Source organism: Thetidibacter halocola (genome assembly GCF_018224955.1).
GTDB lineage: Bacteria > Pseudomonadota > Alphaproteobacteria > Rhodobacterales > Rhodobacteraceae > Thetidibacter > Thetidibacter halocola.
In genome coordinates, this window is record NZ_JAGTUU010000004.1 from 21,060 (window position 1) to 39,804 (window position 18,745).

The 18,745-nt window shown below is 68.2% G+C and carries 17 protein-coding genes; 10 read left to right on the forward strand and 7 right to left on the reverse strand.

The window, feature by feature from the left end:
- Nucleotides 1-2: 2 nt before the first annotated feature.
- Genes KB874_RS10010 through KB874_RS10020 form a run of 3 tightly spaced genes read right to left on the reverse strand, consistent with a single transcriptional unit; the run spans nucleotide 3 to nucleotide 3,074 of the window.
- Nucleotides 3-1,070 (reverse strand): C4-dicarboxylate TRAP transporter substrate-binding protein, encoded by a 1,068-nt coding sequence (locus KB874_RS10010; protein WP_212536446.1) that lies wholly within the window; start codon nucleotides 1,068-1,070, stop codon nucleotides 3-5.
- A 53-nt stretch (nucleotides 1,071-1,123) separates the two neighbouring features.
- On the reverse strand, nucleotides 1,124-2,269 hold the full coding sequence (locus KB874_RS10015) for a CaiB/BaiF CoA transferase family protein (RefSeq protein ID WP_212536447.1): 1,146 nt from the start codon (nucleotides 2,267-2,269) through the stop codon (nucleotides 1,124-1,126).
- A 4-nt stretch (nucleotides 2,270-2,273) separates the two neighbouring features.
- On the reverse strand, nucleotides 2,274-3,074 hold the full coding sequence (locus KB874_RS10020; protein WP_212536448.1) for a citryl-CoA lyase: 801 nt from the start codon (nucleotides 3,072-3,074) through the stop codon (nucleotides 2,274-2,276).
- Nucleotides 3,075-3,186: 112 nt separating this feature from the next.
- Between KB874_RS10020 and KB874_RS10025 the strand changes: the two genes are divergently transcribed.
- The 4 genes from KB874_RS10025 to KB874_RS10040 all read left to right on the forward strand — a co-directional run bounded on the left by KB874_RS10025 (nucleotide 3,187) and on the right by KB874_RS10040 (nucleotide 7,495).
- On the forward strand, nucleotides 3,187-4,050 hold the full coding sequence (locus KB874_RS10025) for a dioxygenase family protein (protein WP_212536449.1): 864 nt from the start codon (nucleotides 3,187-3,189) through the stop codon (nucleotides 4,048-4,050).
- Between the two features lie 6 nt (nucleotides 4,051-4,056).
- Nucleotides 4,057-4,860 (forward strand): IclR family transcriptional regulator domain-containing protein, encoded by an 804-nt coding sequence (locus tag KB874_RS10030; RefSeq protein ID WP_249200399.1) that lies wholly within the window; start codon nucleotides 4,057-4,059, stop codon nucleotides 4,858-4,860.
- A 31-nt stretch (nucleotides 4,861-4,891) separates the two neighbouring features.
- Nucleotides 4,892-6,394 (forward strand): amidohydrolase family protein, encoded by a 1,503-nt coding sequence (locus tag KB874_RS10035; protein WP_249200400.1) that lies wholly within the window; start codon nucleotides 4,892-4,894, stop codon nucleotides 6,392-6,394.
- 75 nt (nucleotides 6,395-6,469) lie between these two features.
- Nucleotides 6,470-7,495, forward strand: a complete 1,026-nt coding sequence (locus tag KB874_RS10040; protein WP_212536450.1) for a uroporphyrinogen decarboxylase family protein — start codon at nucleotides 6,470-6,472, stop codon at nucleotides 7,493-7,495.
- 51 nt (nucleotides 7,496-7,546) lie between these two features.
- Here KB874_RS10040 and KB874_RS10045 read toward each other — a convergent pair whose 3' ends face one another.
- Nucleotides 7,547-8,008 carry a RidA family protein gene (locus KB874_RS10045; protein ID WP_212536451.1) on the reverse strand — a complete coding sequence of 154 codons (462 nt, stop codon included), beginning with the start codon at nucleotides 8,006-8,008 and terminating at the stop codon, nucleotides 7,547-7,549.
- A 142-nt stretch (nucleotides 8,009-8,150) separates the two neighbouring features.
- Between KB874_RS10045 and KB874_RS10050 the strand changes: the two genes are divergently transcribed.
- The 5 genes from KB874_RS10050 (at nucleotide 8,151) to KB874_RS10070 (ending at nucleotide 14,742) form a co-directional block, all read left to right on the forward strand.
- Complete coding sequence (locus KB874_RS10050) at nucleotides 8,151-9,551, forward strand: aspartate aminotransferase family protein (RefSeq protein WP_212536452.1); 1,401 nt, start codon at nucleotides 8,151-8,153, stop codon at nucleotides 9,549-9,551.
- The gene (locus tag KB874_RS10055) at nucleotides 9,544-10,938 is read left to right on the forward strand and encodes a glutamine synthetase family protein (RefSeq protein WP_212536453.1); all 1,395 of its coding nucleotides are present in this window, start codon (nucleotides 9,544-9,546) and stop codon (nucleotides 10,936-10,938) included. Before KB874_RS10050 ends, KB874_RS10055 begins: the two co-directional genes overlap by 8 nt.
- A gap of 201 nt (nucleotides 10,939-11,139) precedes the next feature.
- Nucleotides 11,140-12,780, forward strand: coding sequence for an alpha/beta hydrolase (locus tag KB874_RS10060; RefSeq protein ID WP_212536454.1), 1,641 nt, complete (start codon nucleotides 11,140-11,142; stop codon nucleotides 12,778-12,780).
- A gap of 68 nt (nucleotides 12,781-12,848) precedes the next feature.
- A complete protein-coding gene (locus KB874_RS10065; RefSeq protein WP_212536455.1) occupies nucleotides 12,849-13,874 on the forward strand; it encodes an alpha/beta hydrolase in 1,026 nt (341 codons plus the stop codon).
- Between the two features lie 133 nt (nucleotides 13,875-14,007).
- Entirely contained in the window at nucleotides 14,008-14,742 is a 735-nt protein-coding gene (locus KB874_RS10070; protein WP_212536456.1) for an META domain-containing protein, read from the forward strand.
- Nucleotides 14,743-14,798: 56 nt separating this feature from the next.
- Here the strand turns inward: KB874_RS10070 and KB874_RS10075 are convergent, their stop codons facing one another.
- Complete coding sequence (locus KB874_RS10075) at nucleotides 14,799-16,037, reverse strand: serine hydrolase domain-containing protein (RefSeq protein ID WP_212536457.1); 1,239 nt, start codon at nucleotides 16,035-16,037, stop codon at nucleotides 14,799-14,801.
- Nucleotides 16,034-16,813 (reverse strand): CPBP family glutamic-type intramembrane protease, encoded by a 780-nt coding sequence (locus KB874_RS10080; protein WP_212536458.1) that lies wholly within the window; start codon nucleotides 16,811-16,813, stop codon nucleotides 16,034-16,036. Before KB874_RS10080 ends, KB874_RS10075 begins: the two co-directional genes overlap by 4 nt.
- A 121-nt stretch (nucleotides 16,814-16,934) precedes the next feature.
- Here KB874_RS10080 and KB874_RS10085 point away from each other — a divergent pair, with 121 nt between their 5' ends.
- Nucleotides 16,935-17,780 (forward strand): DUF6544 family protein, encoded by an 846-nt coding sequence (locus KB874_RS10085; protein WP_212536459.1) that lies wholly within the window; start codon nucleotides 16,935-16,937, stop codon nucleotides 17,778-17,780.
- Between the two features lie 8 nt (nucleotides 17,781-17,788).
- On the opposite strand, the gene KB874_RS10090 is transcribed toward KB874_RS10085, so the two are convergent.
- Nucleotides 17,789-18,745 (reverse strand): alpha/beta fold hydrolase, encoded by a 957-nt coding sequence (locus KB874_RS10090; protein ID WP_212536460.1) that lies wholly within the window; start codon nucleotides 18,743-18,745, stop codon nucleotides 17,789-17,791.

The following is an 18,745-nucleotide window of genomic DNA, read 5'->3' on the forward strand; positions in this document are numbered from 1 at the left end:
GCTTACTTGTCCCAGTCGCGGACGGGCACTTCGCCCCGGGCGCGCAGGCCTTCGAGATAGGCCGACAGGAATTCAGACGCGGGGATGCCACGCGCATCCAGCGGTTCGGCCCATTCCTTTGCGATGTTCGGCAGCTTGTTGGCCCACTTCGCCAATTCGCCCTCCGGCATGTCGACGATCTGCACCGGCACCGACTGGCCCGCGCCAAGCTCGACCATCTTGTTCAACGCGAACTCGTGCTTGGCCACGAGGTCCTCGCCGTGGCTGACGGTGTAATACTTTCCGGCCTCGATCATGGCGTTCTGCACCTCTTCCGGCAGGCCGTCCCAACTGTCGCGGTTGATGGCAATGGCGCCGGAGAAGGAGCCGCCCGCATCGAAGCGGTTGATGATCGGCGCGACCTCATACAGCTTGATCGGCAGCGCGCCCAGCGCCAGCGTCAGCACGCCATCCGACACGCCGGTCTGCACGTCGGTATAATAGGTGGTCAACGCACCGTCGACCGCGTTGGCGTCGGTGCCACGCAGCCAGTTGCCCAGAACGCCGGGGGCAGAGATCTTCATGCCGGCGATATCGTCGATGCCGGTCATCGGAGTCTTGGTGTAGATGTCGTAGAGGTCGGTCGCGGTAAAGCCCAGCACCTTGAGGTTGTGCTGTTCCCACTCGTTGCGGAACGCCTCGTTGGTCTCATACAGCTCTTCCATCACGGCGAGGATAGCAGGCGGGTTCGCGCTGGAGAACGGCGCGTTGGACGACGCCTGACTCAGCGGCAGCTTGGCCTGTTCGAGGAAGGAGAACACCCAGCCGACATCCGTGATGCCCTCTTCGACCGAGGTCAGCGTCGCGTTCGCCTTGTAAAGCTGGCCGCCAAACGCCTCGTTCCACTCGATCTTGTAGGTGCCGGTCTGGGCCAGGATCTCGTCCGTCCGGGCCATGAAATGCGTCTGGATCATCCCGACCCAGGGCACCACCGTCGGATGGCTGGAGGCCACGGTCAGGCTGATCGACTCCTGCGCCTGCAGCGGCAGCGCCAACATGCTCGCCAGAAGCGCGCCATACATCACTTTCATTCTCTTTCCTCCCCTCAATGGACCGGGCGACATGCCCGGTCCGGTCCCTGCGGTCAGCCGGCTTTGCGCCGTGCCATTTCCGCGCGGATTTCTGCGCCGTGCTCGTCCAGGACGGGCGGCGGCAAGACGTCGAGTTCCGGCACCCCGTCGAAATTGTAGGGCGGCCGCACCGTGGTGAAGGTGCCCAGTTCCGAAGACGGCGCGGACACCTTGATCTTCAGATGCTGCGCCTGGCTGTCCTCCAGCGCCTCGTCGCTGTCATAGGCCGGGCTGTGCGGCACCTCGTTGGCCTCCAGCGCCGCGCACCAAGCGTCGCGGGTCTTCGTGGCGAATATCGGCGTGAAATGGGCGATCATGTCGTCCTGGTGCTTGATCCGTTCCATCCGGTCCGCAAAGCGGGGATCCTCTGCCAGGTGCTCCTGCCCGGTGGCGGAAAGGAAGCCCTGCCAGAATTTCGTCGGGCTCGACATGTGGATCGCCACCCATTTCCCGTCGGCGCATTCGAACGTGTAGGACTGCGACACCACCGGGCGCGACAGCGGTCCCATCACCTCGCCCACGCTGTAGTAATGCGTGAAGCTGTCAAGGTTGAAATGGCACATCGCCTCGAGCATCGAGATGTCGAGGCGGCGTCCCTTGCCGGTCTTGGACCGCTCCATCAGCGCGGCGAGGATGCCCATGGCGGCATACTGGCCGGTCACCGCGTCGGCGATGGCCGGGCCGATCACCCGCGGATCGGTGGGCGGTGTCAGCAGCCGAAGATAGCCGCTGGCGGCCTGCGCCACGGTGTCATAGGTCGGCCGGTCGCGCGACGGGCCGGACGTGCCGAAACCCGAGATCGCACAATAGATCAGGTCGGGGCGAAACTTGCGCAGGTCGTCCTCGCCGGCGCCCAGTTTCTCCGCCACGCCGGGGCGGAAGTTCTGGATGAACACATCGGCCGTGGACACGAGGTCATGCAGCACGGCGCGGTCCTCGGGCTTGGACGTGTCCAGCGCGATGGACCGCTTGTTGCGGTTGTAGGTTTGGTAATGCGGGCTGTAGAGTCCGCCCTTGAAGGCGCGGAACGGGTCGCCCGTTCCCGGGCGTTCCACCTTGATCACATCGGCGCCCAGGTCGGCCAGGTGCATGCCGGCGGCCGGACCGGTGATGTAGGTGCCCAGTTCGACAACGCGGATATCCTTGAGGATCTTCACCATGATCTTACTCCGCCGCCTGCTGCTTGGCGGGCTTGCCGTCATATTCAATGGCTAGGTCCGCCTTGTGCGACAGGATGAACCCGATCGAGCGCAGCGACTCTTCATAAAGGTGGGCCGAGAGGCCGGCGGTGCGCGCCAGCAGCGGCACCGCCTTGAGCGCCTCCAGCGGCCATCCAGCATCCAGCATGCAGGCCGGGATCGCGCCCGAGACGTTGATCGGCAGGGGGCGTTCGACGATGCGCGACGCATGTTGCCCGAGGGCCCGCAGCGCACCGATATAGGTGCCGCTGATGCCCAGTTCGTCGGCCAGTTCCAGCAACCGGTCGGCGCGCGGATCACCCCCAGAATGCTGCGGATGGCCCAGCCCCGCGACCTTGCGGCGGGCGGCCTTGTGCTCCTTCAGGCTTTCGATGGCGACGGCCTCCAGATCGCCACCATCGGCGCGGGACACGATCTCGGCCAGGTAGCGGCCCGCCTGTTCCGAGCTGCCCGCAACCACGCTGCCCATGCCCAACAGGCCCGCCGCCATGGCGCCCTGCCATGCGTCCGGCCCGGCCGCAAGCGTCATCCGCGCGGCCTGCACCGACGGCACCAGCCCGTGTTCCGCGATGGCGACAAGGCAGGCATCCAGCATCCGGCGCTGCGCCTCGGTCGGCTTCTCGCCAATTACCAGAAGCCAGAAATAGTCGCTGAAGCCGATCTTTCCGATCAGATCCCCGCAGAGGTCGTGACCGCGCACCGTGATGCTGGTGGCATCCGATGTCGCGATGGCCGTGAAGGCCTGGTCCTGTTTCCCGATCCGCATGGCGACTCCCGTTATTTCGACTAGCGAAAATATTTTCCCTTGCCGAAGATAATGGGCGGGACTACCGTCGCGTCAAGTCCGAATTTGTGGACAGCACGTCAGGGAGGCGACCATGAAGGATATCAACCAGTTCACCATCACGCAGGCGGTGAAGGATTCTTTCAGGACCGAGGAGGGCAGCCGATTCGAGCAGCTTCTGCATGGCCTGATCGAGCATCTGCACGACTATACCCGCGAGCATCAACTGACCCACGAAGAGTGGATGCGCGTGCTGATGTTCCTCTACGACTGCGGCAAGATCTCGACGCCGGAACGGCACGAATTCATCCTGCTGTCGGACGTGCTGGGCTTCTCGGCGCTGGTCGACATGATCAACTCCAAGGGCGGCGCGACCGAGGGTTCGAACCTCGGGCCGTTCTACCTCGACGACGCGCCGCGCAAGGCCCTGGGCGCCGACCTGTCGGACGGGCGCGACGGCGTCACGGTGCTGGTGCGCGGCAAGGTCACGGACAACCTGCACAACCCGCTGCCGGGCGCCATCGTGGACACCTGGCAGGCCGACGCCAGCGGCACCTACCCGATCCAGGAACAGGCGCAGGGCCAGGACAAGATGGACCTGCGCGGCGTGTTCGAGGCCGACGAGACCGGGCGCTACTGGTATACGACCGTCCTGCCCAAGCCCTACACCGTCCCCTATGACGGCCCGGTGGGCGAGCTGCTGCGCGCGGGCAACCGCCACGCCTGGCGGCCGGCGCACCTGCATTACATCGTGCGCGCGCCCCGCATGGCCTCGATCACGACCGAAGTCTTCTTCGAGAACATGGAATACATCGACAACGACGCCGTGTTCGGTGTGCGCAAGTCACTGATCGCCAAGCTGCGCCCTGTCAAGAAGGGCGAGGACCTGGGCGTGACCACCGACAAGAAACCCGAGGCGGTGGTCGACTTCGACTTCATCCTGGCGCCCGAAGGCTGATCCGCCTTGCGCCCGCACGACCAGCGCCCGCCCGAGTTCGTCGAGGCCCTCGCCAAGGGCATCGGCATCCTCGAGGCCTTTGACGCGGAACACCCGGCCATGACCCTGTCCGAGGTGGCGCGGCGCGTGGGCCTGTCGCCCGCCGCCGCGCGCCGGTCGCTGATCACGCTCGAGGCGATGGGCTATGTCGGCAAGGCCGAAAAGCAGTTCTTCCTGCGGCCTCGGATCATGACGCTGGGCTCGGCGTTCCATTTCTCGGCTCGCTTTGACGAGGTGCTGCAACCCGACCTGCGTGCGCTGGTCGACCGGTTCGGCGATGCCGCCTCGGTCGGGACGCTGGACGGCGATGATGTGATCTACGTGGCGCATGTCTCGGTCCAGCGGGCGCGGCGCGCGGCGGCGGTGGCGGGTGCGCGCTATCCCGCCCATTGCACCGCCATCGGCCGCGTCCTGCTGGCCGCCCTGCCCGACGACCGCCGCCGCGCCTGGCTGGACGGGGCCGATCTGCACCCCCTGACGCAGAAGACCGTGACCGACAAGGCCGCGCTGGCCACGATCCTGAACGAGGTGCGGACCGAAGGCTACGCTACCACCGTCGATCAACTGGATTACGGCATCACCGCGCTCGCCGTGCCGATCCGCGACACGTCCGGGCGCACCATCGCCGCGCTGAACAGCTCTGGCTATACCGGCATGGTGACGCCCCAGGACCTGGTGCGCGACCGCCTGCCGGCATTGCGCGAGACCGCGTCGCATATCGCCCATGAAATCCAACGCTTCCCGGTGCTGCAATCGGTGCTGGGCGGCTGATCCAAGAACACCGCGAGGGAGGAAACCGACCATGTGCAAGCTCTGCACCCCAAAGACACCGATTGCCGCCTGCCCGCAGGCGCGGATGCCGCTCTGGGCACCGTCCGGCGAGACCGCCAGCGGAGCGCGCGCCGCCGATGCCGCACGCACCAATGTCAGCGCCGAAAGCGTGACGCAGGTGGCCGGCAAGCCCGGCGCACGTGTCCTGCTCAAGGGTGGCGTCGTCATGTCCGTCGATCCCGAGGTCGGCAACTTTGCCAAGGGTGACGTGCTGATCGAAGGCTCGAAGATCGTCGCCGTGGGGGCCGATCTGTCCGCCGCCGACGCCCGTGTGATCGACGCCAGCGGCAAGATCGTGATGCCCGGCTTCATCGACACGCATCATCACCAGTTCGAGACCGGCCTGCGTTCGACCCTGGCCGACGCGATCGTGGTCAATGATGGCCGTCCCGAGAACGCGCGCAACTACTACGAGGCGATGCTGCTGGGCTTTTCGCAGCACTACCGCCCGCAGGACGTCTACATCAACGAACTCTACGGCGGCCTCGCACAACTCGACGCAGGCGTGACGACGGTGATGGACGTCAGCCAGATCCACCATTCGGCCGAGCATTCCGACGCCGCCATCGAGGGCCTGCGCGATGCCGGTCGCCGCAGCGTCTTCGGCTATTTCGAGGGCTGGTGGGAAGGTAAGGAATATCCCTCGGGCGCGCGCCGCATCCGCGAGCGGTATTTCTCGTCCGATGACCAGCTGCTGACGATGGTCATGGGCGGCGAGATCTACATCGACGGCTATGAAGAAGCGTGGAAGATCGGGCGTGATCTGGACCTGCAGATCGCCCTGCACGTCGTGACCACCTTCGGCATGACGCCGACCTTCGACGCGCTGGCGAAATCCGGCGTCTTCGGCCCGGACAACATCTTCATCCATATGACCGGCATGACCGACGAGGCGTGGAAGATCGCCGCCGACGCGGGCGCGCATGTCTCGCTCTCGGTGCCGATCGAGATGCACATGCGCCACGGCGAACCGCCGATCCAGAAGGCGCTGGACCTCGGCATGTCGGTGTCGCTGTCCTCGGACGTGGAATGCACCATGTCGGCAGATTTCTTCACCCAGATGCGCGGGCTGGTGACGCTTCAGCGGATGCGCGCCAACGAGCGCGCGCTGTCGGGCGAGGAAGGCTTTCCCACCCTGATGACCAGCGCGCAGGCGATCCGCCACGCCACGCTGGAAGGGGCCAAGGGCCTGCGGCTGGACCACAAGACCGGCAGCCTGACGCCCGGCAAGGAGGCCGACATCATCCTGCTGGATGCCGAGGCGATCAACGTGGCGCCGCTGAACCACGCGCCGGGCGCGGTGGTGACGCTGATGGACCGCACCAATGTCGATACCGTCATGGTCGCGGGACAGATCCGCAAGTGGCAGGGCAAGCTGCTGGGCCACGACCTGGACAAGCTGCGCCGCGAGTTGGAGGAAAGCCGCGACTACATCTTCGACAAGGCCGGGGTCGCACACGACCTGTTCGCATGAAACCCGTGCACGACCTTTTCGCCTGACCTGTCCCGGGGCGGGCCTGCCGCCCGCCCCCAAGCCATGAGGCTACCCATGCTGTTTCCAACCTCTCTCGTCGGTTCCTACTGCCAGCCCGACTGGCTGATCGACCGTGAAAAGCTGAAGGGGCAGTTCCCGCCCCGCACCCGCGCCAAGGAACTGTGGCGCATCCCCGAGCCGCTGCTGAAGCAGGCGCAGGACGACGCCACGCTGATCGCCATCCGCGACCAGGAACGCGCCGGGCTGGATATCCTGACCGATGGCGAGATCCGCCGCGAAAGCTATTCCAACCGCTTCGCCACCGCGCTGGAGGGGCTGGACATCGACAATTACGGCGAGGTGATGACCCGCTCGGGCAAGCCCGTTCCGGTGCCGCGCATCACCGGCCCGATCCGCCGCGTCAGCCCGATCGAACTGGACGACCTGAAATTCCTGCGCGCCAACACCGACCGGCAGATCAAGATCACCCTGCCCGGCCCCTTCACCATGTCGCAGCAGGCGCTGAACGAGCACTACGCCTCCATCGAAGAGGCCGCGATGGACTATGCCCGTGCCGTGCGCGAGGAGATGGCAGACCTGTTTGCCGCCGGCGCTGACGTGGTGCAGCTGGACGAGCCCTGGATGCAGGCCAAGCCGGATCTGGCCGAGGCTTACGGCCTCAAGGCGCTGAACGCCGCGCTCGAGGGCGCCACGGGCACCACCGCCGTGCATATCTGCTTCGGTTATGCCGCCCTGACCAAGGACCGCCCCGAGGGCTATTCCTTTCTGCCGCAGATGAAGGATTGCCTCTGCGACCAGATCAGCATCGAGACGGCGCAGGCCGATCTGGATACCTCGGTGCTCGAGACGGTGCGCGGCAAGACGATCATCCTCGGCGTGCTGAACCTGGCCGACATGACGGTCGAGACGCCGGACCTGATCGCCCACCGCATCCGCCGTGCCCTGCCGCATGTGGATGCCGACAAGGTCGTGGTGGCCCCGGATTGCGGCCTGAAATACCTGCCGCGCGACGTGGCCTTCGGCAAGATGAAGGCGATGGCCGACGGCGCGGCGATCATGCGCGCCGAGATCGGCGGCTGAGCTTCGCGCCAAGGGCGGTCCGGGGCCTGTCCCGGCCGCCCGTCAAGGGCATCAGCGGACGGCCAGCAGGGCGTCGACCTCGACCGCCGCATTGGCGGGCAGGCTGCTGACGCAGACCGCCGTGCGGGCATGGCGCCCCGCCTCGCCATAGAGGTCGATGAACAGCTGAGAGGCGGCGTCGATGATCGCGGGACCCCGGGCATATCCCTGCTCCGCGTTCACGAAGCCACCCAGCCGCAACACTTGCTCGACCCGGTCGAGCGAGCCCAGCGCCTCGCGCGCGCAGAACAGCAGGTTCAGCGCACACAGCCGGGCGGCCTGCTGCATCTCGGCCAGGTCCGTCGCCTCGGTGACGGGCCCGAACCAGCGCGGCTCTCCGTTCCACTCGCAGATCTGGCCGGACAGCACCAGCAACCCGTTCCACAGCCGAAACTTCACGAAACTGGCGCGCGGCGGACAGTCTGGCGGCAACTCCAGCCCCATGTCGGCCAGGCGTTTCTCGATCTCGCTCATGTCTGTCCTTTCCCTGGCTGGCCTGTGGCCCGCATGCCGCGACAGCTTGCCCGTACGGGCGCCAAAGGCAACCCGCCGGCTGGCCCTTGGCACGGCAATCGGGAGAAACTAGTGTCGCGCGACAGCCTGACCGGAAACCACCATGACCGCCCAACCCGCCCTTCAGACCCGCCCCACCATCGCCGGGATCGACCCTGCCCGTCTGGAGGCCTTTCGCGCCCGCGAAGAGGCCCGCTTTGTCACCGCCCGCCCGCGCAGCAAGGCCGCGCTCGAGGATGGCGCGGCCCCGTGGCTGAACGGCGTGCCGATGCACTGGATGCGCGACTGGCCCTCACCCTTTCCGCTGGTGGTGAAAAAGGCCGAAGGCGCGCGCCTGACCGATGTGGACGGGCACAGGCTGGATGATTTCTGCCTTGGCGATACCGGGTCGATGTTCGGCCATTCCCCCGAGCCGGTCGCCCGGGCGATCCGGCGGCAGGCGACGCGGGGCCTGACCTACATGCTGCCGTCGAAGGCCGCGTTGCGCGCGGGTGCATTGCTGTGCGACCGGTTCGGGCCGTTCCTGTGGCAGGTGACGCTCAGCGCCAGCGACGCCAACCGTCACGCCCTGCGCGTCGCCCGCGCCATCACCGGGCGGCGCAAGGTTCTGGTGTTCAACGGCTGTTATCACGGCACACTTCAGGACACGATGGTCGAGCTGCGCGACGGACGGACGACCGCGCGCGCGGGCCTTGTCGGCCAAGGATTCGACCTGACCGAGGGCGCGGTCTGTGTCGAGTTCAACGACCTCGCCGGCGTCGAGGCCGCCCTGGCGCGCGGCGACGTGGCGGCGATCCTGACCGAACCGGTGATGACCAATTCCTGCATGGTCCTGCCCGAGCCGGGCTTTCTCGACGGGCTGCGGCGCCTGGCAGACGGGCATGGCGCGCTGCTGATCATCGACGAGACGCACACGCAATCCTCAGGGGCGGGCGGCTATACCCGCGTGCACGGGCTGAAACCCGATATCTTCGTGATCGGCAAATGCGTGGCGGGCGGCATGCCCACCGCGCTGTGGGGCATGACAGAGGCCGTGGCAGACCGGTTCCGCGCCCATGACGCGGCACGCGACCCGGGCCATTCCGGCATGGGCACGACGCTGGCCGGCAACCCGATGCAGTTCGCCTGCCTCGAGGCGACGCTGACCAAGGTCGCCACGGACAAGGCCTTTGCCCGCATGGACAAGGGCGCAGCCCGTCTGGCCAAGGGGCTGTCGAAGGTGATCGAGGCGGCGGGCCTGCCCTGGCACGTCGTCCGGGTCGGCGCGCGGGTAGAGTTCATCTGCGCCCCCGGCCCCCTGCGAAACGGCACCGAGGCCGCCGCCGCGCATCAGCCGCCCGTCGAAGCCGCCGTGCACCTCGGCCTGCTCAACCGCGGCTGCCTGATCGCACCGTTTCACAACATGATGCTGGTCAGCCCGATCACGACCCGGCGCCAGATCGACCGGCTGGTGGGCGCTTTTGCCGACGTCCTGGCCGAACTGAAGGAACCCGAGAGTGACTGAATCCTGCCCCACGGGCGCCACGCTGGCCGAGGCCCGGGCCTTTCTCGACACACATCCCAATATCGTCGCCGTCGACATCCTGCTGCACGATTCCAACGGCATCGGACGCGGCAAGATCATCCGTCGGCACGAACTCGAGGCGCTCTACAAGGGCGGGCGGCATATGCCGATCTCGATCCTCGGCCTCGATATCGTCGGCGAGGACGTGCACGAGACCGGGCTGATCTGGGACGCGGGCGACGGCGACCTGCGCGCCTGGCCGGTGCCGGGAACGCTGGTGGCGCAGCAGGGCACAGACCCGGCCCGGGCAGAACTGTTCCTGTCGCAATACCACCTCGACGGCACGCCGATGCTGTCCGATCCGCGTCACGCGCTGACCCGGCAGGTCGCCGCGATGGCAGAGCTTGGCCTGCACCCCTCGGCGGCGTTCGAGCTGGAATTCTTCCTGCTCGACCCCGAGCGCGACAGCCAGGGCCGGGTCCAGCCCGCCCGCGACGTGCTGGACGGGCGCCGCTCGGCCAAGACAGAGGTCTATTCGGTCGACCACCTGATCGGCATGCAACCGCTGTTCGACGACATCTATGCCGGCGCGGGCCTCGCCGGGATCAAGGCCGAGACGTTGATTTCCGAATACGCGCCCGGCCAGTATGAGCTGACGCTGCATTACCGCGACGACATCATGCAGGCGGCGGACGACCTTGTGCGGTTGAAGCGGATCGTGCGGGCGCAGGCGCGGCGGCATGGCGTCGTCGCCTGTTTCATGGCCAAGCCGCTGCCCGACTACGCAGGCTCGGGGATGCACCTGCATGTCAGCCTGCGCGACGAGGCGGGCCGCAACGTGCTGGCCGAGGAACCGGGCGCGGACTGGACCGACACGCTGCGCCACGCCATCGGCGGCACGCTGGCCACGATGGGTGAATCGATGCTGGTCTTTGCCCCGCATGCCAACAGCTGGCGCCGCTTTGCCAACCAGAGCTATGCGCCCGTCTCGCCCACCTGGGGTGCGAACAACCGCTCCGTCGCGGTGCGCGTGCCCGAGGGCGACTTGCGGGCGCGCCGGCTCGAGCATCGCCCGGCAGGCGTCGATGCCAACCCCTATCTCGTGGCCGCAACCGTGCTGGCCGCCATGCGCAAGGGCATCGCCGAACGTATCGACCCCGGCCCCGAGACGACCGGAAACGCGTACAAGGCAGATGCCGAGACCGGCGCAGGCATCCCGCGCGACTGGAACGCGGCCATCGCGGCGGCTCAGGGCTCGGCCTTTCTGAAGGACGCGCTGGGAGAGGAAATGCACCGCACCTTCACCGCGGTGAAGGCCGCCGAGGCCGCGCGCGTGGCGCGCACCATCCCGGACGTCGATTACGACCTCTACCTGCACCGGGTCTGAGCACCTGCGGCGGGCGGACGAACATCGCGCTTGAGGCAGCCTGCGTGCCCTGTGTAACCTTGCGGCGCGACGGATCGCCCGGTCCGCCGCCAGACCCCATGCCGGAGTCGGCCGCATGCCAGGTAAAGACGCTTCGCGACGCGCGAGCCGGAACCGCGGCCCGGTGCCGTCAGCTGCGGGCGATCGCCCGGAGCGGCGCCAATGACCCTGCCGCGCGCCTTGCACATCTCGCCCGAGGGGGCGCTGCTGGCCGTCATCCTGCTCGGCGCGTCGCTGACGCCCTCGCTGGTGCCACGCAGCCCCGAGCTTCAGGGCGCCCTCGGCGGCGCCGTCGGCGCGCTGGGCTACGGCGCATGGCGTGCGGTGCAATGGCTGTGGCTCTGGCTGGAATTGCCCGTCGCCGCGCCGCGCATCCGCCGCGTCCTGCGCGGCGGGCTGATGCTGTTGGCGCTGGTGGTTTTCCCTGTTCTGGTCTGGCAGGCCGCCATCTGGCAGGAGGCCATCCGCGCGTTGTGGCAGGCTCCGCCAGCCGGCAACAGTGCTCCGCTGCGGGTGGCGGGCATCGCGATTGCGGTGTTTGCAACGCTGATCCTGCTGGGACGGTTGTTTGTCTGGCTGCTGCGCAAGGCCTCGGCGCGCTCGGCCCGGTTCGTGCCCCGGAGGGTCGCGAACCTGCTGGGCTTCTTCTTTGCGGTGGCGGTCTTTGCGACGCTGTTCAACGGCGTTCTGTTCAAGGGCGTTCTTCGGCTGGTTGACGTGTCGTCGCGCGCCGCCGACGCGCTGGTCGCGCCGGAACTGGCGCCGCCCGATGGCCCGGAACGGACCGGCAGCGCCGCCTCGCTGGTCGCGTGGGAGGATCTGGGCTATTGGGGCCGCCGCTTTGTCGCCTCGGCCCCGACGGCGGACGAGATCGCGGCATTCTGGGATGCGCCAGCGCGTGATCCAGTCCGCGTCTATGTCGGGCTGACGGCGGCGGGCGATGCGCGCGACCGCGCCCGGCTGGCCTTCGAGGAACTGAAACGCGCGGGCGGGTTCGAGCGCGAGATCCTGGTCATCGCAGTTCCGACCGGCTCTGGCTGGCTGGACCCCGGATCTCAGGACAGCCTCGAATTCATGCATCGCGGCGACGTGGCGACGGTGGCGGTGCAGTATTCCTATCTGTCCAGCTGGGTCTCGGTCCTGGTCGATCCCAGTCATGGGCTGGACGAGGCGCAGGCGCTGTTCGACCTGGTCTATGGTCACTGGATCACCCTGCCCAGGGACGCGCGACCCCGGCTTTACCTGCACGGGCTCAGCCTTGGCGCCTTCCTGTCGCAAAGCACGGTGCCACTGCTGGACGTCCTGGGAGATCCGTTCGAAGGGGCGATGTGGGCCGGGTCGCCGTTTCTCAGCGAGTTCTGGCGCTTTGTCGTGCAGCGCCGCGAGGCGGACAGCCCCGCCTGGCGGCCGCGGTTCGGCAACGACTCGCTGATCCGGGCGGGCAACCAACAGGGCGGACTGACAGAGGGCCGCGCAGCTTGGGGGCCGATCCGCCTGGTCTTCCTGCAATACGCCTCGGACCCGATCGTGTTCTTCGATACCTCGCTGGCGTTTCGCAGGCCGGACTGGCTGGGTGACGGGCGCGGGCCGGACGTGTCGCCCGACATGCGCTGGTTCCCCGTCATCACCATGCTTCAGGTCGGGCTGGACATGGCGGTGTCGCTGGGCGTCCCGGGCTATGGCCACGACTACGTGGCCGAACACTACATTCCGGCCTGGGCGGAAACCACCGACCCGGAAGGCTGGACCGCGGACCGGCAGCAGGCGCTTCAGGTGCTGTTCCGCGACAGGCCGTCACGATGATGGCGGCGCTGGCGTCAGGCCCGGGCATCAACTGCCGTGCAAGAGTCTGGCGGCGGCTGGCCCGTTGCATGGTCGCAGCTCTGCTTCTGGGAACAGTCGGCACCGCCCTGCCCGCACCCCTTGCCGCGCAAGAACGGACAGCCCTGCGCGAAGTGCCCTTTCTGACCCTGCGCGACCGGACCGACTCCGAAGACCCCGGCGAGGCCTTCGGCGACGAGCGCAGCGACCTCAAGGCAGGGTGGTGCGGTGTGCGGGAGGTCGATCTCGACGTGTTCACCCCCCTGGCCGAGGCCGTACCGGCCTTTGTCCGCGAGGAACTGCTGCGCGTCGCCGCCCTGCGGCTGGCCTCGCCAGCGGCCGTGATCGCCTCGATCGAGGAGACCGCAAACGGGCGTCCTGCGGTTCTTTACACGCACGGGTTCAACATCGGCTTCGAAAAGGGCTGCCGCCGCGCCGTGCTGTTGCAGGAGAATGCCGGGCTTGCCGGACGCTTCCTGTGGTTCAGCTGGCCGTCGGACGGCGCACTGACCAACTACACCCGCGACGAGGCCGATCTCTACTGGAGCGTGCCGGACCTTGCCGAGGCCATCATCGCGCTCGAGGCGCGGTTCGGCCCTGGACAGGTCGACGTGACGGGCCACAGCCTGGGCGCGCGTGGCGTCGTGCTGGCGCTGTACGAGGTTGCCAACCGGCGCCCCGAGACCCGCATCCGCGAGGTCGTCTTGCTGGCGCCGGACATGGATTTCGAGATCTTCCAGCGATTTCTGCCCCGCATCCAGTCGGTGGTCGGACGGATTACCGTCTACGTGACCGAAGGCGACAGGCCGCTGGCACTGTCGGCGCAGTTGCACGGCTATCCCCGGCTGGGCGAGGCGGGAAACGACGTTTCGCAACTGACTGGTGTCGAGGTGATCGACCTGAGCGATGTTCCGGCGCAGAGCCCGACGGGGCATCTCTATCACATCTACAGCCCCGATCTCGGCGCCGACCTGGGCCAGCTTCTGAACGAGGGCAAGGGTGCCGCCGACCGGGACAACCTCCGACGGATCGGCGAGAACCACTGGACGCTTCAGCCACGGCCCTCCGCCAACTGATGGCCCGCGCGCGCACTGGCGGACCTGCCTTGGCCCGGATTGCATTGCCCGGCCCACGCCGGTAGCAATTGGAACGCGACCGCGTGCCGACGTGGCGTCAGACCAGCCCATTCATGAGGGGACAGTGTTGACCATGAGACGTATCCTTCTGACCCTCGTGACCTTGATGGCGCTGCTGCCGGTCACGGCCCGGGCCCAGGACGGAACCGGGACGATCACCGTCTCGGTCAGCTATCGCGAGCGGATCGCCCTGCCCCCCGATGCCGAGCTTGACCTGCAACTGATCGACCTGTCCCGGCAGGCCGGAACGCAGCGGATCGCGTCGCAGCGCTTTGCCATGACCGGCGTGCCGATGAAGGTCATGCTGGCCTTTGACCCGCGTGTTGTCCGCCAGCCGTCCAACCTTGCGGTTTCGGCGACGATCCTCGCCGGCGATGCGCCCATCTTCAAGGGCATGGAGCCCGCGCCGGACCTGGCCACGCCCCTCGGTATCATGCTGCGCATGGTCGATGACAAGGCTCCGACCCTGCCCTTTGCGGGCATCCAGTGGGCGGTGACGGAGATCGCGGGCGAGGCCTGGCCCAATGACGATCCCGCCACCCTCATCGTCGATGACGGGCTGGCCTTCTCGATATTCGGCGGCTGCAACCGCTTTGTCGGACGGCTGGATGTGACCGATACGGGGATCGCCTTTCCCGAGAATTTCGCCGGCACTCTGATGGCCTGTCCCGACACGGTCGAGGCGGCAGAGCGGCGGTTCCTGTCCGCGCTGCGGCTGGTCGCCGGATATGCGCGCGACGGCTCGACGCTGGAACTGACCGATGCCGCGGGCGCGACCGTGCTGCGGTTCGCTGAACGGCCCGAGTAACCGGACAACCGGGGTCGGCACCGGCGGCCTCGGCCTCCGCCGACAGGAGGCCGCGCTCAGCGCCGCCTCCGGCCAGCCCGCACCACGACAAGCGCGATCGCGGCAAGGCCCGCCGCCCAGAGGAGCCCCGCCACGGGCAGGATTGCGGGCAAGGCCGTGACCGGAACGCGCCCGGTGCGCCAGAACACCCAGTCATTCGCCAGGTCCGTCGCCAGGCCCTGCGTGCCCGTGGCCAGCACCACGATCCCGTCCCCCGACGGACGGTGCAGCCGCGCGGCGGTGTTGATCGCCGGCATGTTGCGGCCATCATGGCCGATCACCAACTCGCCCGGCCGCCCGCGGACATAGAGCGTCGCGCCAAGCCCCCAGACCGGCAGGCCGAACACCCGCGCCTCGGGCTGCGCCATGGCCGCCAGAGCAGCGTCAGACAACAGCCCGCCGCGCGCCTTCGGCAGGTGAAGGCCACGCAGGAACAGCGCCAGGTCCTCTGCCCCGGCGAACAGCGAGGCCGCAGCCGGGGCGCTGTACTGGCGCAGCGGCATACGCTTCCCGGCCAGGTCGAGGTTCGGCGCCAGCCGTCCCTCGATATCGCCGATCGATGCCGCCGCGCCGCGCATGTCCAGCGGCGCAAAGACAAGCTCGCGCATCGCGGTGCCGAAATCCTGCCCCGTAACCTCCTCGATCATCAGTTGAAGCACCGCATAGCTGCCGCCGGAATAGGCAAACCGCCCGCCCGGCGGCGCGCCGATCTCGACCCGGCCCGAAGCGCCCGGCATCGCGTCGGCCGCCCCGGCCAGAGACTCCTCCAGCGATTGCATCGCGCCCGGATCGGCAAAGCCGTTGTATCCCAACCCGTCAGTCAGCCCGGCGGTATGCGACAGCAGCCGCCGCACGGTCACCGCCCGGCTGTCAAAAGGGCCGTCGGCAAAGCGCCAGCGCGTCAGGTGGTCCTCAACCGGGTCATCGAGCCCGATCCGCCCGGCATCCACCAGCGTCAGCACCGCCGCCGCCGTCAACCACTTGCTGAGCGAGGCCAGCTGGAACACCATTGCACCATCCGGCACCGCGCCCATCGGACCTGTTGCAAAGGTCGCGGCCGGCTCTCCCTCTCGCAGGACAACCGCGACAAGAGCGCCGCCGAAACCGGCAGGGATGCGGGCCCGCACTGCCTTGGCGAACTCCGTGGCACCGGTATCGCGGGTCAGAGGCGCACGCCAGAACCCATGTTGCACGGTCAGGGCCAGTGCCGCGCTCCACAGCAGGACGGCGACAAGCACGGCGGCAGCGCGTCTCATGCCGCCCGCCTCCGCATCACTAGTGCCAGCCAGAACGCCAAAAGGCACAGCAACCCCACCGCGACGGCCAGCGCCGTGACGTCGCCGCCCCGCACCTGCGGCAGCAGGGGAAACAGGCCAACCGCGCTGTTGAACACCGCGTGGAACAGGTGCGCCGGGATCAACGAGCCGCCCGCCGTCCGATGCAGATGCGTGTAGACCAGACTCGAGGCGACGACCTGCGCGCCGAACAGCAGGGGCGGGATGGCGCCGTGAAAATCCCCCGGCAGCAGGAACAGCGGCGCATGCCACGCCGCCCAGACGACGCCGAGCGACAGGCTTGCCGCAACGGGGCCCAGCCGCGCCAGCAGCAGCGGCAGGGCGAGGCCGCGCCAGCCCAGTTCCTCTCCTGCGACGCTGAAGACCAGGACATAGCCGAAGACCAGCAGCGGCACCCAGGGCGGCATATGCTGGGGCAGAATGGCCCCGGCGCCGGTCAGCGCCCGTGTAAGGACCAGCGCCAGCACGATTCCCGCGACCGGCAGGACGAGGGCAAGCAGATACACCCGCAGGGGAATGCGCCACTGGACGAGGCGGCGCAGCAGCGCGCGCCGCTCTGCCGGCCGGCGCCGGACGAGCACGAGCGCGGCGACGGCCGGGCCGAAGCCGCCCAGCCCCTTCAGCACCGGCGCGGCGCCGGGCGCCAACACGGCACCGCCCCAGCACAGCCAGGAAACTCCGAAGGCCAGCAGGCAGAAACGGCCCAGCCGCCGCATGTCGTCCAGAGGGTCGCCCATGCCGGGACTGTGCCGCATCGCCCATGGCGAAACGCTGATTCGGATCAAGGAAGGTCCCGCACGACGCGCTTATCCTTGAACTGCATGACTCGGGACAGGGCCTGAAAGGAGGGGGTGGGCAATGCGGATGACGATTCTGGCGATCCTGGGGCTGGTTCTGGTGGCGCTGACGGGCCTCGCGCTTTGGCGCTGGCTGGACCACCGTGCGGACCGGGCCGAAATGGCCCGCCTGATCGCCCTGCAACCGGCCGATCCGCCGCGCTTCGACGCGGCCATGGTCGCCGACCTGCCGGAGCCCGTGCGGCGCTTCTTCACCAACGCGATCGCCGAAGGGACGCCGCTGCATACCGTGGCGCGGATCGAGATGCAGGGGAGCTTCGGCATGGGCGACAAGGCCGATCCCGGTTACCTGCCGATGCGCGCCACGCAGGTTCTGGCCGCGCCCCACGGCTTTGTCTGGGCGATGCGCGCGGGCTCGGGCGCGATGCGGATGTCGGGGTCGGACAGCGGCCTCTGGACGCGCTTCTGGGTGGCGGGATTGCTGCCGGTAGCGCATCTCGGCGGCGATCCCGATCACACCCGCTCGGCCTTCGGCCGCTATGTCGCCGAGGCGGTGTTCTGGACGCCCGCCGCCGTCCTGCCCGGGCCCGGCGTGACCTGGGAGGCGGTCTCCGCGAATGTGGCGCGGATGACGATGCGCCAGGGCGCGCTGGAGCAGGTGGTGGACCTGACCGTGGCCCCGGACGGCCAGCCGGTGCAGGTTGCGTTTTCCCGGTGGAGCAACGCCAACCCCGACAAGGTGCACCGCCTGCAACCCTTCGGCGGGTTCCTGTCCGCGTTCCGCGACATTGGCGGATTTCGCCTGCCCACCCATGTCGAGGCGGGCAACCAGTTCGGAACGGACGACTATTTCCCCTTCTTCGTCGTGGATGTGACCGATATCGCGTTTCCTGCCCCGCCAGGCTGACCGTTGCCTCAACCGGCGCCCCGGACGAAACCGGCGATGCGGTCGGCGATCTCGACATCATGACTCAGCCAGATATGCCCGCCATCGGGAAAGACCGTCAATTCCGCGCCCGGGATGCGCGACGCCAACAGGCGTGCCGTTTCCGCCGTGCCGAACAGATCGTCCTCGCAGGACAGGATCAGCGTCGGCACCGCGATGTGCGGGTAATCGGTACGCGAGGGGGACCCGGCCCAGAACCCGTCATTGCGCAGCCCGTCGATCTTGCGGGTGATGGGAAAGATCTGGTCGAGGATCGTCCGCGCCCGCAGACGTTCCTCCGCTGAGACGCGAGACAGGAGCGTCGGGTCGGTGGCCAGCAGCGTCCGCGTCATCTGCCCCGGCGCCAGCCGCGTCATCGCCCAGAAAGCGCCATCCGATCCCAGGACAGCCCCCACGAGCATCCGCTGCACCGGGCCGAATTCCACCGGGTCGCGGTCGGTCAGGTTCGCAGCGGGCACCAGCAGGCCGAGATGCGTGCATCGCTCGGGGTGCCGCAGCGCGAATTCCGCCGCCGTCAGCGCCCCCGCCGATCCGCCAACCACCGGCAGGCTATCGATGCCGAGATGGTCCAGCAGGTCGACCAGCGCATCGGCCTGGCGCGCCGGCGAGGCGTCATCCGGAAAGGCGCTGCCGAGATAGCCGAAGCGCGAGGGCGCGACGATGCGAAAGCCACGCCGCCGCAAGGCCGCTGCGAACAGCAGCCCTTGGTCGAAACCGCCCCCAGTGCCGTGGATCATCATCAGCGCCGGGCCCTCGCCCGCAACAGCATATTCCAACGCCCCGGCGCGCGTCTCGATCACCGATCCCTGTCCGAACAACCGGCTGTCGGACTGGCGCCGGGCCTCTCGGAACGCACCATGCGCATGGCCCGCGCCCAGCAGCGCCAGCGCACCCAGTCCCAGAAGCAGGGTCCGCCGGGCAGTCAT